This is a genomic window from Thalassolituus sp. UBA3500, from assembly GCF_002377545.1.
GTDB lineage: Bacteria > Pseudomonadota > Gammaproteobacteria > Pseudomonadales > Oceanobacteraceae > Thalassolituus.
This window is the reverse complement of sequence record NZ_DFQB01000059.1, coordinates 169993-184743: the sequence shown is the minus strand read 5'-3', so window position 1 is coordinate 184743 and position 14751 is coordinate 169993. Positions and strand designations below refer to the sequence as shown.

The following is a 14751-nucleotide window of genomic DNA, read 5'->3' as shown; positions in this document are numbered from 1 at the left end:
AGGCACTCTGTATCACTCTTCCGGCTGAATACCAGCAAGATCACACAGCACATCAATAAACGCTTCACAGGCTACCACAGATGCACTCTCATCCATGGTGTGATATCCCGTGGTCGGTATCTGCAGTGTCGTCCCGTCCACCAGCCCGCCTGACGCTGAAATAATCCGCCCCATCTCGGTCGAACCCAGTGACTTTGGCGATTCACCCTGCGCTTCCAGTGCTGCGTTCTGCGCCTTAATGTAGCTGTCTTTAAACTGGTAGGTGATACCCATGCGTTCACAGGTATCAGCCAGTTGTTGAGTCAGCTCTTCATTAAACTCGGCATTGGCATCACTGTGGCGCAGCGTCAGCGTATGCTCACGTGCAGTGGGCACATCCGGGAACGGGCTGGTATCCACCACTACCAGTTGGTTGGTTGATCCACCAAAACGGCGGAACCATTCCAGCAGGTAACGCCAGCTCCGGCCCGCTTCCTCCTGTGCGGTAAAGAAAGCGGTGCCTTCAAAGCCCAGTTCAAACAGGTACACCAGAATGGCCGCCGTAAGAACGTTATCCATCTGGCCGGTTACGCTGTCGTCGGTAATGCGCAGATCATCCTGAAAGGCTACTGGCGTACCCGCGACCACGTGCTCAAGACCTTCGAGTTCGAAGATCAGGTTATTGCGATGCGGACACACATACGTCTGACGAATACTGCCACGGCCACGGTACATGCCCGACCATGGCTCATAAGCGAAAACCTTCTCGTCACCCATGCGGTCAACAATCAGCTGCATCAGTTCTTCAGAAACAGAATTACCCAGCAGGTCAGAGCGACCGCCTGACACAAACGCGGCATACTGAAACTCGTTCGGGCCAGTACAGATCAGACCATGACGGTCGATGTGGGCCGACAGCATTAAAGAGTGCGGGCGGCGCCCCTGTGCCACCAGCACACCTTCGTACCACTTTACGTCGGCTCCGCGTTCTTCCAGCGCGCGCTGCAATACCCGGAAAAACGAATGTTCTGCACCGACCACAGACGGCGCACGCGCAAGGATGGTCAGAAGATCACGAAACGATTGAGATAACACGGCAGTCCGCCTCTGTAGGTACTGGTTGGTATGGTTAAGATGCGCAGATAGTTGCACCGGTGTCGCTTGAGGTAAAACGAGATTTATTTATCGTACAGATAAGAAAATGTTACTATGAGCGCTCTCTTGGGGGAGTAATCTGCCGTCACAGCCAATCAGGCTGCTGATTCTGGTGTCTGTATCAACATAATTGAGCCTCAAGCTCATGGTGCAGACGTCCCGTCATCGGGATTGATGAGACCTGAGATAACGACACAGTCGCTGGGCGATGCTGTGACGTTATCTTGTGCTCATCATCGCCCGGAATAGTTTTTATGTTTGATATTACCACCTTCAGTGCCTCACCTTTTCTGGCCTCTACCGTCGCTGTCGCTATTGCCGAAGTTGGCGACAAGACACAATTGCTATCACTCCTGCTAGTTGCACGCTTCCGTAATAAGTGGGCAATCATTGGCGGTATTCTCGTTGCCACTCTACTGAATCATGGTCTCTCGAGTTGGGGAGGTATCTGGATCGGTGAAAACATGGAAAGCTGGTTATCTGGTCGAGTCGTCGACTATGTACTGGCGGGATCATTTGCCCTGATGGCTCTTTGGGTACTGATTCCGGATAAAGAAGATGATGACGACGATAATTTCGCTAAATATGGCGCCTTTATCGCCACCACTCTGCTGTTTTTTATCGCCGAAGTCGGAGATAAAACACAGATAGCCACGGTGATTCTCGCCGCGGAATTTCAGAGTTTTTTCTGGGTTACTGCGGGCACCACGCTGGGCATGTTAATCGCCAATGCGCCTGTAGTGATCTGGGGGCAGTGGTTAATGGACCGGTTGCCTTTAGACCTTGCTCGCCGCCTCACGGCCGTCGTCTTCCTCGGTCTTGCAGCCTACACGCTTTTAAGCAGCTGAATCCCTGATCGTCACGACAAAGTTTTCTCGTTGTACGCCGTGATTTGCGGCGGGTATAACCGCGCCTCGCCTACTTGGATACCCGCCCGTGAACGCCATCAATAACAGTGCAGTGCCCGCTCGCTGCCTTCCTTTGCTGAATACCATCATGGATGCGCTTCGCAGCGATGGTTATGTAGTTGTAGACGATGCACTGCCTGCGGCACTCTCACGTGCACTGCAGCAGAGGATATTGGCAATAAAAAACACGGGCGACCTCAAAGTAGCCGGTATCGGACGTCGCGACGATCACACGATTGCGCGTAGTATCCGCCAGGACTCCATCCAGTGGATGAATCGCTCAGACGCCTCAGAATCCGGTTGGCTAACGGCCATGGAGCACCTGCGCGGTTACGCCAACCGGGAGCTGCTGTTAGGGCTGTTTGAATACGAAAGTCATTTCGCGCATTACCCACCCGGTGCGGGATACAAAAAGCACTACGATGCTTTTAAAGGACAATCCAATCGCGTACTCAGCACAGTCTATTACCTGAACGACAACTGGCAGCCCGGCGATGGCGGAGAGCTTGCCATTTATGATGCTGAAGAAGATCAGCTGATTACGCAGGTTCAGCCCGTGTTGAATCGTCTGGTGATTTTTCTGTCTGAAGAATTTCCTCACGAAGTGCTGCCCGCAAAGAATCATCGTTACAGCATTGCCGGTTGGTTCCGGGTTAATAACAGTCGCGATCTCCTCAGCTTACAGGCCTGATAACGCTCTCTCTTCTAGCACCCAGTAGCGGCCTTCAGGCCGCATATCCGGTTACACAATTCTCTGGCGACTGGCCCAACATGAACTATGCTCTATGGATAGTCCCTGTTCTGTGGAGAAACGTATGAACTGGCGCGATCTGAGCCTCACTCTGAAGCTTCGTATACCTTTGGCTGTCATTGGGGTGCTTCTCGTCATCCTCAGCATACTTCAGCTGAATACTCTGAGTGGTGTCACGACAACATCAGAGCTGATTAATGGCACCTACACCCCGGCCCTGAATAAGGTGCTTAATGCTGACCGCGACCTGTATCAAGCTCAGATCGCCGAGCGCACTCTGGCTTTTGGCGGAAGCTACGAAGGCCTCAAGGCATCTCATAAAGAGAACCTGGATCAAGTGTACGATCGCCTGAATGCCGTCATTAATATGCAAGTAAATGACAAAACACGGGTTCAGGCCGAAGCGTTTCTGGCGGCCTTCGCGAAGTGGCGCCCTAAGTCAGAAAAACTCGTTGCAGATGTGACCTCGGGGCGCATTTCTTATGAGCAAGCAGAAGCTCTCAGCACAGGGACGCTCGAAAAAGAATTTGAATCAGCGCGTGAGATTCTGGATACCGTTGGTGAGAACCTATCTGAATCAGCCGCCGCTCTGCATTCAGACGGTGTCATGCTGAATAAATCCGCGAGGAACAACCTGCTCATCCTCACAGGCTTATCGGTTGCCATCATCATCGCAGTGATTGTCCTGCTTCCACCGCTGTTAACCCGACCTATCAAACGAACCACCTGGGCGCTGGATAAACTGGCTCGTGGTGAAGGCGACCTGACCCGCCGCCTCACGGTTGAAAGTAACGACGAAATTGGTGAAATGGCGAAGACCTTCAATCAATTCCTTGAAGGCATGCAAAGCCTGGTCACCAATGTTCAGACGGTTTCGAATCAGGTACGTGGCACGACTGAGCAACTCGAACAGGGCGCCCAGAAGAGTCAGGAAACCACAGCTCAGTTCGTTGCCGAGCTTGAGCACGTGACTCATGCGAACCGTGAAATGGAACAGGCGATTGGCGAAGTCAGCCAGTCATCCACACGCGTCGCCGAAGAAGCGACCAACGCTGAAAAGCACGTCCGTGAAATTGCTGAACAATTCCGCAGTGCCGTCACCGACATTGCAGCGCTTGCCAACAGCGTCAGTGAATCAGCCGGTGTCATCCGCGAGCTGGAACAGGAAACCACAGGCATCGCCTCTTTGCTGGATGTTATTAAGGGCATCGCTGAGCAAACGAACCTGCTGGCGCTTAATGCGGCTATTGAGGCAGCGCGCGCAGGCGAACAAGGCCGGGGCTTTGCGGTTGTTGCTGATGAAGTCCGCAGCCTGGCCAGCAAAACCCAGCAGGCAACGGAAGACATTAACAGCATGATCGACAAACTACAGAGTGGCGTAAACCGCGCGGTGAACAGTATGCAGGGTGGTGAAGAAACCGCTGAGCGCTCGGTCGAAACCGCAAGAGCCTCAGAGTCGAACATAGGTGAGGTATCGGGCGCGCTGGTGCGGATCAAAGATCAGGTGCTGCAAGTCGCTTCAGCGATTGAAGAGCAGACATCTGTGATAAACAACATTAATCAGAACCTGACCGAGGCTCGCCATATGAGTCAGGAAAACCAGGCCAGTACCCGCCAGTTGGTCGACTCTGTGAATGTGCTTGAGCAGAATATTTCCGATATGCGCAAAAGCGTTTCTAACTTCACTGTCTGATGGCGTTTTTAATCAGCAAGTAGAAAAATGTGCACAAAAAAGGCAGCTAAGGCTGCCTTTTTTGATGCAAAGCTACGTGAAGATTAAGCGATCAGCATACCTACCCAAGATAACGCACTGTGCGCTTTAGCCACGCCAAACAGATATACAAATACGACGATCGCCAGAACAAAGGCCTTTACATTGACCTTCTTAATCGCAATTACACCCAGCACAACGTATGCAATCAGGCCCAACAGTTTTGCTGTTACCCACGCCGCTTCAAACGGATACTGACTCAGAGTCACACACAGAGCACCCGCAGTCGCGAGAAGCAGTGCGTTAATGCCGTGCGTTGCGATATTCAGTGCTTTATTACCGTTAAGCGCAGGCTTGTAATTTGCCAGTCCAAAGCGGACCAGAAACAGAATAAACGACAGGTAAACAAAGCCAATGTGTGAATGTTTAAGTGCCATGTACATGACGGGATTCCTTCATTATTCGGATTTTAAATGTTTACGCCGGGCTGGGTACCCTCGGACGATCGGTCAGCCGCGAAGCATATCAGAAGCGCCGGACAATGAAACTTGACCGGTATCAATAAAGCGCTCCTGAACCTGGGTCAAACCTCCAACCAGAAAGTCACCGGACCATCGTTTACCAGAGATACCCGCATATCTGCACCGAAACATCCGGTACCCGTAGTCACTTTTCCACTGGCCCGCGCACAAAAGTATTCATACAAGGCGTTGGCATCGTCCGGTGCTGCTGCGCCTGAAAAGCCCGGGCGTGTGCCCTTTCGGGTGTCTGCCGCCAGGGTAAACTGAGAAACAACCAGAAGATCGCCGTCGATATCGCTGATGCTCCGGTTCATTCGCCCTTCATCATCCGGGAAGACCCGGTAGCGCAGAATTTTATCTAACAGGCGGTCAGCCTTTTCCTGATCATCGCCTTTCTGCACGCCAAGCAACACCAGCAGACCGCGCCCGGCGCTACCAATGACCTCACCGTCGACACAAACACTTGCCTCAGACACCCTTTGTATCAAGCCAATCATTGAAAAACTCCCACTGAAATACCGCTGCGGTTTGCGGGCGCAGGATAGCGCGTTCTATACTCAGTTCAAATACGTGCCTTAGCACCCCGGAGATATGGATATGCGACACTCAACGACCACCTTTATAACGCTTCTGGCCACTGCGGCTATTTTGGTCACCAGTGCGCTCCCCGCTATTGCCCAGACCAAGGTGTATATCACACGGGATGCCGACGGTAACCCGATATTCAGCGATCGTAAAAGCGCGGGCTCAGAAACTCATGTGGTTCAAGAGCTGCCGTCCATGCCTGCGTTTAATGTTCCTGAGCCCGAACGCCCTTCTGGTGAATCGAGCGATGAGCCGGTTACGCCAACGTATACCAGCCTAAGTATTATCTCTCCGGCCGATGGTACTACACTGCCCATCGGCGTGAATGGCGATGTGCGGATTTCAGGTGTGCTTACCCCAGCACTTCAGAAAAAAGACAGCATTGTACTGTTGGACGCCGGTACTGAAATAGCTCGCGGCAGCCAGACCAGTTTTCAGCTAGACAACCTGGACCGAGGTGAACATCGCCTGCAGATGGAAGTGAGGGGGCCTGACGGCGAAGTCCGGATCACCAGCCAGCCCATCATTCTGCATGTGAAGCGTGCATCGTCTCTGGCCCGATAACAACTGCGGTGCCTCAAAGAGGGTCAAGGCACCGAAAAAGAGCACCAAAACACATCATCAGCCCCACCTAATGCACATAATTAGTGCATATTGAGGTATATTTTTCTCCACTTGAACAGTCAGGCAGCACGCTGGAAGCGACCTCGCGCCATTTATGTGCAGATTTCACTTCTGGCTCAATTATTGCTGAACTGAGTGCAAACGGAGATAGCTATGCTCGCCAGCCCACACCTCAATCAACGCCTGATGGAACACCTGAATACCGGGGTTGTTCTGCTGGATGCGGATCTGAGTATTATTTTCATGAACCCCGCGGCTGAAGCCCTGCTTGAAGTCAGTGGCCAACGTGGAAAAGGGGTAGAGTTCACCATGCTCGCCCGAGAGTCTGACGAAGCCACACAGGCCTTTCGCGATGCTCTCATCAACGGGCACTCTTACACCAAACGCGAAGCGACCATTGAGCTACACAATCAGCAGCAGGCCACGCTGGACTATAGCGTAAGCCCACTCTCACATCCTGAAACACGCCTGCCCTGCCTGCTGGTTGAACTGCAAGGGCGTGACCGCCTGATGCGCATCAGCCGCGAAGAGCAGCTGATCGCTAAGCAGGAAACGACCCGCAATCTGGTGCGCGGCCTGGCCCACGAGATCAAGAATCCACTCGGTGGCATTCGCGGTGCGGCTCAGTTGCTGGAGCGTGAGTTACCCACGGCCGACCTTGCGGAATACACCAATATTATTATTGAGGAAGCGGACCGCCTGCGCGATCTCGTTGACCGCATGCTTGGCCCTCGTACTCTGCCTCAGACGGAAGAAATTAACATTCACGAAGTGCTTGAGCGTGTGTGTCAGCTGGTCGACGTAGAATCAGAACATAAGATTGAAATCATCCGCGACTACGATCCTTCTATTCCTGAAATGGAAGCCGATCGCGGACAGATGGTACAAGCCTTATTGAATGTCTGCCGCAACGCGATGCAAGCCATGATGGAAAATCCAAATCCTGAGCGGCCCCCATCACTGACGATGAAAACCCGATCGATTCGTCAGTTCACGATTGGTCACCACCGTCATCGTCTGGTTGTTCGTGTCGACATTACCGACAACGGCCCGGGCATTCCTGAAGAGATTCAAGAGAGCCTCTTCTATCCTATGGTGACAGGCCGCCCTGAGGGTACTGGTCTTGGTCTTTCGATATCACAATCCATTATTAATCAGTGCGACGGCATCATTGAATTTGAATCCGAGCCCGGACGCACCACATTCTCTATTTATCTGCCTTTGGAATCACTATGAGCACTGTCTGGATCATTGATGACGATAAATCCATCCGCTGGGTTTTAGAAAAAGCACTGCAACAGGCAGGGATTGAAACCAAAGTGTTTGAGCAGGCCGAGCCTGCGCTGAATCAACTGAAAAAAGAGCACCCGAGCGCCATTATTACGGATATCCGTATGCCAGGCATGGATGGTCTTACTTTGCTGAAGCATGCTAACGAAGCCCATCCTGACCTGCCCGTCATCATCATGACAGCGCACTCGGATCTCGAAAGCGCGGTCAGCTCCTATCAGAGCGGTGCCTTTGAATACCTTCCCAAGCCATTCGATGTCGACGAAGCCGTTAGCCTGATTCAGCGAGCCATTGATCATTTCTCTGAAATTTCAGCACAGACACCGACCATCGAACCTGAAATGCCAACTCAGGAAATTATCGGCGAAGCCCCTGCAATGCAGGAAGTTTTCCGGGCGATTGGTCGTCTGTCGCAGTCGAATATTACGGTGTTAATCAATGGTGAATCCGGTACCGGTAAAGAACTGGTTGCCCACGCCTTACACAAGCACAGCCCACGAGCGCCAGAACCTTTCATCGCACTGAACATGGCTGCGATCCCGAAAGATCTGATTGAGTCTGAGCTTTTTGGCCATGAGAAAGGCTCATTTACAGGTGCTGGCGGCCAACGTCGCGGGCGCTTTGAGCAAGCGAATGGTGGCACTTTATTTCTCGATGAAATCGGCGATATGCCAGCAGATACCCAAACGCGACTGTTGCGGGTACTGGCAGATGGCGAATTTTATCGCGTAGGTGGTACAACACCGGTAAAAGTAAACGTGCGCATTATTGCGGCAACCCACCAGGATCTGGAGGGGCTGGTAAAAGACGGAAAATTCCGCGAGGATTTATTCCATCGCCTGAATGTCATTCGTATTCACTTGCCACGCCTGGCCGATCGTCGAGAAGATATTCCTAAACTGCTGACGCACTTCCTACAGCGTGCAGCCGAAGAGCTGGAAGTAGAAACCAAAACACTGCGCCCGGAAACTGAAGAGTTTTTATCAACGCTGGACTGGCCAGGTAACGTCCGCCAGCTTGAGAATACCTGCCGCTGGATCACAGTAATGGCATCCGGTCGTGAAGTACTGGTGAAAGACCTGCCGCCAGAGCTTCTGGAACAGAAAAGCGATATTCAGACGTCCGGTAACTGGGAACAGAACCTGCGTTTCTGGGCTGATCAGCAGCTTGCCTCAGGCATGACCGATCTGCTGGATACAGCCGTCCCGATCTTTGAACGCATTATGATTGAGACCGCGCTTAAGCACACCGCCGGTCGCCGTCGCGATGCTGCGAATCTTCTTGGTTGGGGCCGTAATACCCTCACCAGAAAAATCAAAGAACTGCAGATGGACACCGATGATCATCATGATGACGATCATGGCGATGACTGACTAATCTAGCTGATCGTTACAAAACAACCGGGAGTTTATTACTCCCGGACTTCTCTGCGGTATAAAATGCGTTCATGCCCGCGAAAGACACCGAAGCTGACGGTTGATGAGGGCGATTCAAAACTACCGTCACCATCATAATCTCCTTGTAACCAAAGCGGCGCAGTGTAGCTCAGAGTCGCATCACCTGTATCCGGTGTACCGGGTACCAGTGTTGGCGCGAGCAAGGTAATTCCCGCATTACCACTGCTCCCCCCGGTTAACTGACCTGAGGTGGCCGTAATCTGACTGATACCATCGACAGAAGCATTGGCACTGTCCCAGACGGTACAGTCATCGTCAGTATTCTGTACATACCTGCCGCCCTGGAAATATTCTGTGATCAGCCTTGCGGTCAGATCGTGGGTTTCGGCACCAAAGGTATCCTGTAAACGCATACGGCCAAAGCGCACACTCACCCCACTACCATCAGGTGTAAAGTCGACACTGGCAGACTGGGTTACCTCGCCGTCGGTAACACCGGTAAGCGTAAATTGCAGCTCCGGAGAAAAAGGATTTATTTCAGCATTTAAATCACGCACATAGGCGATGTTATCTAGTGGTGAAAAGACATACTCCATCACCCCCGGCGTACTTACCGTTAATGAGCCAGCCTGATATTCAATCGTAGGAGAACCAGCCAAAGGGAGCGCCAGGCCATCCTTGCCCATAACACCCTGGTCGACTAACGGGAATGAAACTCCATTAAATACGTCACCGGCCGATAAACGCATAAAAGCAGTATCAGTATAATTCTGAGTAATCTGAGCATCGGCCGCTGCGTTGTAAGCAGAAATAGTTAATGCTGGCGCTAACAGCCATGAAAAAGATTGCCCGGTGTAGCTGTTACCAGTAGTGCAGGCGCCAGAAAATATGCCAGAGTCTGCCACACTCACCTCAAAATATGCGGGAACAAACCGCCCCAACGGAGCACTTGAGAAGGCAGCTAAATTGGTATCTGACAAGGTGCCGAGCGCTGCGCCAAAATACAAAGGCGGCGTTGCACTTAGAGTAAATACACCGGCTTCTCCTTGCGCAAGATTAATACTCGAAACACCGCTGACGCTCGCAGTGTGAATATATTCAGCAGGTTCCAGTGTGCCATTTTGTCCGGCGGCTGGTGCGACAACGGTTGAAGACAAAGTAATTGGCGATACTGAGCTGTAATTTTGTGTCGTGATATTATCCAAACAGAAATCACTGTCGCTATCTGCTTCCCACGCGACCGCACGAATATTAACCGGGAATGCCGCACCTGCGAGCGCAAACACAGGGCAGTCTTCATAAGGCTCATTACAGACATTAGCTGGATCAATACACAGACCCGCCGGGCGCGCTACAAAGCTGGTTTGTCCGTTCAGGATCAGTCCAGCATCAGCACCACTTCCGGTATAACTGGCAAACAGTGTTTTCTGCCCTGCGTCGTCATAGTTAAAGGGCGTCAGTGAGGCGGTGCCGGAAGCATCAAAACTGAGAGATACGCTTGTTGGATTTGCAGGCGATGTAGAAATATCAACGCCTGATATTCTCACGGGTTTACTGCCAGAAGCAGGCGCGTCGTAACGGGTATATAAATCCACATCCCTCAATACGTTTGCGAAAGCCGGCACACACTCGGGCGAGTCATCGCTTTTTCTGACTGCCTGCAGAGTCGCCGAGGCAGGCCCTTTCGCTGATAGGAAGTCAGGTACACTGACTAAAAAACCGGAGTCAGCAAACGTGAGACTACAACTCACTGAAGCACTGCCTCCATCCACTGAACAAAGATTGCTTCCGCCGACTTTGGAAGGGGAAGATGATGAGATTCCGACAACCGCTGTACCTGTGACAGTCTGGCGCAGCTCAAAACTACCACTTCCGCCCGACAGAGTTCGTGTATTGCCGCCGACCCACCCCGCTGGCAACAAGGTTATATTCACATCGTCGGTGTACAGACTGGAGCAAGTGCTGTCTGCGCATGCCAGAATATCAACCGTCTGGGGCTTGCAGGTTAAAGCGTCAGACTCATAGGATAACCGGAAATGATCCGGGCCAGCCGGTGGCAGATCCGCAGTGATCTCAATATCACTGACATACCAGTTATCACCGAGAAGATCGAAGAAACTGATCCCTCCGCCGGTCATGACATAACGTAACTGAAAATTATCGTGGTAAGCATCTGCAGGCAACGAGGCGGAATAGGAATAGCTATCTCCTATCGAGAGCAACCCAAGAAAGCCATAGTCTGCAACAAAGGTCGTCAGAGTCTGCCAGCCGCCGTTACTGCGCCGGTACTGAACAACTAAGTCTTCTCCCGGATTGGGTGCTGTACCGATAAGACCAAACCCGAGACTGAAAGGTACGTATACATCGAAGTTAATATCGACGGAATCTGCTTCTGAGAAATCAAACACCCGCGACTCGACTTCGACATAACCGTTACGAAGGTTGAGTTCGCCAAGTGAATTAATCACCACCCGGGAGGTATTACTGGCAATCCAGTCCACACCGACGACGGCACTGTTAAGCAGGTTAAACAGCACCGGTAGAGCCGACACAGAGGAAGCGCACAGATAAAATAATGCCGAAATAACCCAAACCGTGAGCGGTACGCGAACTTTCCTGTTGCTGAGGCGCATTTATCTCACCTCTTTTTTGTAGATAACTCGTTCATGGCCTCGATAAATACCAAACGTTGCCGTTGCTGATGGATCATTGTTGAAGTTGCCATCCCCGTTAAAATCCCCCTCCAGCCAGGCTGGAGCATCATAAGTGACTGTGGCATCCCCAATATCTGGCGTGCCCGCAACATTCGTTGGCGCTGTTAATCGAAGACCATCACTTCCCGAACTCCCGGACGAAAGCGTATCAGAATCCGTCTGTACGCTGCTGAGGCTGTTTACGCTGGCATTGACGCTGCTCCAGCCTGTGCAGGAGTCAAACGTATTCAGGATGTACTCCCCATCCTGGTAATACTCCGTGTGCATCGGAAGCGTCAGATCACTGTTTTCGGGCCCATAACTGTCTTCGACGATCAATCGACCAAAACGTATATCGACGTCGCTACCATCCGGCGTGATATTTACCGCGTTGTTTACGCTCACCTCGCCATCCGTGACGGCGGAATCAATTTCGAAGACTAAGTTAGGGTTAAACGGATTAATTTCGGCGACGCTACTGCGCAAGTAGGCGAGAGTATCAGCCGCAGAAAACACATATTCAGTTTGTCCTGCGCCCGTAACACTGATCGTACCATCGTTAAATTGAGTGTCAGGTGCTCCAGAAAGCTGCATCCGGTTGCCATCGCTACCATCCGTCAAGTTATCCTCCGTCGGATAAGTAATGTTATCTGCGACATTTGCCGCAGTCAGGCGACGAAAATCATTGTGCGTGTAGTTTTCAGTAATCGCTTTAGGGGTCGCAGCGTTATAGGCAGTAAAGATCACCGCAGGAGCAATTAACCAATTGAATGACTGGCCAGTATAGGTATTGTCCGTTGGGCAACCTGACGAGAATTCACCCATATCACTGACCGCAACCTCAAAGTGATCGGGAATAAACCGGCCAGTTGGCTGGCTGGTGTAAGTGACAGAAGTCGTGCTTGAGGTCGACCCCAGCGCAGCCCCCAGATACAGTGGAGGGGTCGCACTGAAAGTAAATACTCCGACTTCGCTCTGTGCGAGCCCAACGGTATTCTTCCCACCGGACCCGTTTGCAGCAAGATGATTGTACCCGGTTGGCTCTACAGCGCCGGGGCTCCCCGGATTCGGCGCCAACAAGCTCGATGACAATACGACGTTACCGCCAGAGTTGTAATTCGGCGTACCGCTGTTACCTGAGCAGAAGTTGGAGTCTCCATCAGACTCCCAGGCGACAGCGGTAATATCGACATCAAAAGAAACTCCCGCTACACCAAATACTCCACAGGCCGCTGAGCCTGAAGTACAAATGCTGCCGGTATCCACACACAGCCCAGCAGGACGTGCGATATAAGAGTCACTTCCTTCCATAATCAGGCCGAGGTCAGCGCCGGTACCCACGTATCTGGCGTAAAGCGATTTCTGACCGGCGTCAAGATAATTTAAATCCGGAAGAGCTGCTTGCCCATTAGCATCAAAGTTCATGGCCAACGTCGTTGGTGTCAGACTATTTCCTGATACTGCCGCACCGCCAAGTGATGTCGCCATCGTACCTGACGCAGGAATATCGTAACTGGTCCAGAAATTCACATTTTTAGTGACATTAGCAAACGCAGGCATGCACTCCGCTGCGCTATCGCTTTTACGAACGGCCTGAATCGTTGCCGCGGATGTGGCTTTACCCGCAACAATATCAGGGACGTTTACCAAAAAACCCGAGTCTGAGAAAGTCAGAGAGCATGAGGGAGTAAAAGAACCACCATCGATTGAGCAGCGGTTGGTTGAACCAGTCATTACCGGCACTGAAGACACAACATCAAGATCAATCGTTCCGGCTGTCGTACGCGCCAACGACACAACCCGGCTCCCACCGGTAATCGTTACTGCGTTTCCACCAACCCACCCTGTCGGTGATAAAAAAATGTCTACAGGGTCTGTATACAGGCTTGAGCAGGATGCGTCCTCACACACCTGAATCGTCACGTCCTGCGGATTACAGGTCAGTGCTGCAGAATTATACGAAAACCTGAAGTGGTGAACCGCAGATGACGTGTCATCCCTCGTGCCGACATAGACGTTATCGATATGATAAAAGTCGTAACGCTTGAATATCGATGTCGTGCCATCAGCTTGATAAAACCTGAGCCTGAAGTCGCTGTGCAGGGCATCGTCAGGTACCCGAGCCTCATATCGGTATGCTTCGCCCGAATTTGATGCTGCGGGGTCATGGAAATCAATCGTACGCCAGGTGCCATCAGGCAGATAAATCTGAACATATACTTCAGCTGCGGACGGGTCTTCACTGTCGTAGTTTCCGGGCGTGATGGCATCTGTACCACTGAAGTTATCATCGCCGTAGCGAATCCAGTACTCCAATTCGACAAACGTCTCTCCGGACAAATCGATGCTACGTGTGGTCGTGGTTCGCTCACCGCAGCAGGTAAACATGCTACGGGTGCCAGTTTCAGCGGTGTGATTACTGATTTGCGATGTAAAATTACCGTCGAAAATGGTGACGTACCAATCAGGTAATGTTCCGCCGGGAGGTGGTGACAGAAGGAAATTGCGTTCAAACTGATCTTCGAAAAGTGGATAGCGAGTGGTGCCCACTTCAAAATCGGTCACCTTCAGGTCATCAATATGCCAGAAGTCCCGACGGGTAAAAGAGCTTCCTGAGCCGTCAGCCTGGTAAAAACGAAAACGGAAATTACTGTGTAAGCCTGCAACAGGAATTCTGGCATAAACGTTGTAGGTATCCCCTCCTAACGAGCCGCCACCTTCCCATAACTGCAAAGCCTGCCAGCTGCCATTATCCAGCAAAACATCCAGGCGGAGATCATCACTGCTTGAAGGCCATTCACTGTAGTTATCAGAACCGCTTCTTAACCAGAAATTAACTTCTGCGTAATTCGAAGCACTCAGGTCCATTGGATCTGAAGTAACGTAAACCTCATCGCAACAAATAAACATGCTGCGGGAACCGGAGTTTGCGATGTAAGTTCCAATGCCCGCCTCACCACGAGAACCAATAGGCGTTACTGTGTACTTCTGAGGACCGCCGTTCAGATTGCTCCGCTCGAAGTCGTCCGACCATAAATCGATGCGAGCCATGGCACTCATGGAGGTAAACAATAAAGACAGCAGCGCATATTTCAGCATAATATTCTTCCAGCTAACCTTTGGTTACGGCAAAACCT

The 14751-nt window shown here is 51.7% G+C and carries 11 protein-coding genes; 6 read left to right on the top strand and 5 right to left on the bottom strand.

The genetic code is table 11. The features are described 5' to 3' along the window. Nucleotides 1-12: 12 nt before the first annotated feature. Nucleotides 13-1074, bottom strand: coding sequence for a peptidase M42 (locus B2R29_RS15280; RefSeq protein ID WP_301181844.1), 1062 nt, complete (start codon nucleotides 1072-1074; stop codon nucleotides 13-15). A gap of 314 nt (nucleotides 1075-1388) precedes the next feature. Here B2R29_RS15280 and B2R29_RS15275 point away from each other — a divergent pair, with 314 nt between their 5' ends. The 3 genes from B2R29_RS15275 to B2R29_RS15265 all read left to right on the top strand — a co-directional run bounded on the left by B2R29_RS15275 (nucleotide 1389) and on the right by B2R29_RS15265 (nucleotide 4486). Beyond that, nucleotides 1389-1982: a TMEM165/GDT1 family protein gene (locus B2R29_RS15275; RefSeq protein ID WP_300428571.1), complete on the top strand. Its 594-nt coding sequence runs from the start codon at nucleotides 1389-1391 to the stop codon at nucleotides 1980-1982. An 88-nt stretch (nucleotides 1983-2070) separates the two neighbouring features. Continuing rightward, complete coding sequence (locus B2R29_RS15270) at nucleotides 2071-2733, top strand: 2OG-Fe(II) oxygenase (RefSeq protein WP_300428570.1); 663 nt, start codon at nucleotides 2071-2073, stop codon at nucleotides 2731-2733. Nucleotides 2734-2857: 124 nt separating this feature from the next. After that, entirely contained in the window at nucleotides 2858-4486 is a 1629-nt protein-coding gene (locus B2R29_RS15265; RefSeq protein ID WP_301181843.1) for a methyl-accepting chemotaxis protein, read from the top strand. Nucleotides 4487-4569: 83 nt separating this feature from the next. Here B2R29_RS15265 and B2R29_RS15260 read toward each other — a convergent pair whose 3' ends face one another. After that, nucleotides 4570-4941, bottom strand: coding sequence for a SirB2 family protein (locus B2R29_RS15260; RefSeq protein WP_301181842.1), 372 nt, complete (start codon nucleotides 4939-4941; stop codon nucleotides 4570-4572). A 146-nt stretch (nucleotides 4942-5087) separates the two neighbouring features. Next, entirely contained in the window at nucleotides 5088-5522 is a 435-nt protein-coding gene (dtd, locus tag B2R29_RS15255) for a D-aminoacyl-tRNA deacylase (RefSeq protein ID WP_301181841.1), read from the bottom strand. 100 nt (nucleotides 5523-5622) lie between these two features. Between dtd and B2R29_RS15250 the strand changes: the two genes are divergently transcribed. The 3 genes from B2R29_RS15250 to glnG all read left to right on the top strand — a co-directional run bounded on the left by B2R29_RS15250 (nucleotide 5623) and on the right by glnG (nucleotide 8897). Further along, complete coding sequence (locus B2R29_RS15250; RefSeq protein WP_301181840.1) at nucleotides 5623-6174, top strand: DUF4124 domain-containing protein; 552 nt, start codon at nucleotides 5623-5625, stop codon at nucleotides 6172-6174. Nucleotides 6175-6387: 213 nt separating this feature from the next. Then, entirely contained in the window at nucleotides 6388-7470 is a 1083-nt protein-coding gene (gene glnL / locus B2R29_RS15245; RefSeq protein WP_301181839.1) for a nitrogen regulation protein NR(II), read from the top strand. Beyond that, entirely contained in the window at nucleotides 7467-8897 is a 1431-nt protein-coding gene (glnG, locus tag B2R29_RS15240) for a nitrogen regulation protein NR(I) (protein WP_301181838.1), read from the top strand. Before glnL ends, glnG begins: the two co-directional genes overlap by 4 nt. 38 nt (nucleotides 8898-8935) lie before the next feature. Here the strand turns inward: glnG and B2R29_RS15235 are convergent, their stop codons facing one another. Further along, nucleotides 8936-11554, bottom strand: a complete 2619-nt coding sequence (locus tag B2R29_RS15235; RefSeq protein ID WP_301181837.1) for a DUF6701 domain-containing protein — start codon at nucleotides 11552-11554, stop codon at nucleotides 8936-8938. Beyond that, a complete protein-coding gene (locus B2R29_RS15230) occupies nucleotides 11555-14713 on the bottom strand; it encodes a DUF6701 domain-containing protein (protein WP_301181836.1) in 3159 nt (1052 codons plus the stop codon). Nucleotides 14714-14751: the final 38 nt, after the last annotated feature.

Coding starts and splice junctions, on each gene's coding strand:
- B2R29_RS15265 (WP_301181843.1), top strand. CDS start 2,858: ATGAACTGGCGCGATCTGAGCCTCACTCTGAAGCTTCGTATACCTTTG.
- glnL (WP_301181839.1), top strand. CDS start 6,388: ATGCTCGCCAGCCCACACCTCAATCAACGCCTGATGGAACACCTGAAT.
- dtd (WP_301181841.1), bottom strand. CDS start 5,522: ATGATTGGCTTGATACAAAGGGTGTCTGAGGCAAGTGTTTGTGTCGAC.
- B2R29_RS15230 (WP_301181836.1), bottom strand. CDS start 14,713: ATGCTGAAATATGCGCTGCTGTCTTTATTGTTTACCTCCATGAGTGCC.
- glnG (WP_301181838.1), top strand. CDS start 7,467: ATGAGCACTGTCTGGATCATTGATGACGATAAATCCATCCGCTGGGTT.
- B2R29_RS15235 (WP_301181837.1), bottom strand. CDS start 11,554: ATGCGCCTCAGCAACAGGAAAGTTCGCGTACCGCTCACGGTTTGGGTT.
- B2R29_RS15260 (WP_301181842.1), bottom strand. CDS start 4,941: ATGGCACTTAAACATTCACACATTGGCTTTGTTTACCTGTCGTTTATT.
- B2R29_RS15250 (WP_301181840.1), top strand. CDS start 5,623: ATGCGACACTCAACGACCACCTTTATAACGCTTCTGGCCACTGCGGCT.
- B2R29_RS15275 (WP_300428571.1), top strand. CDS start 1,389: ATGTTTGATATTACCACCTTCAGTGCCTCACCTTTTCTGGCCTCTACC.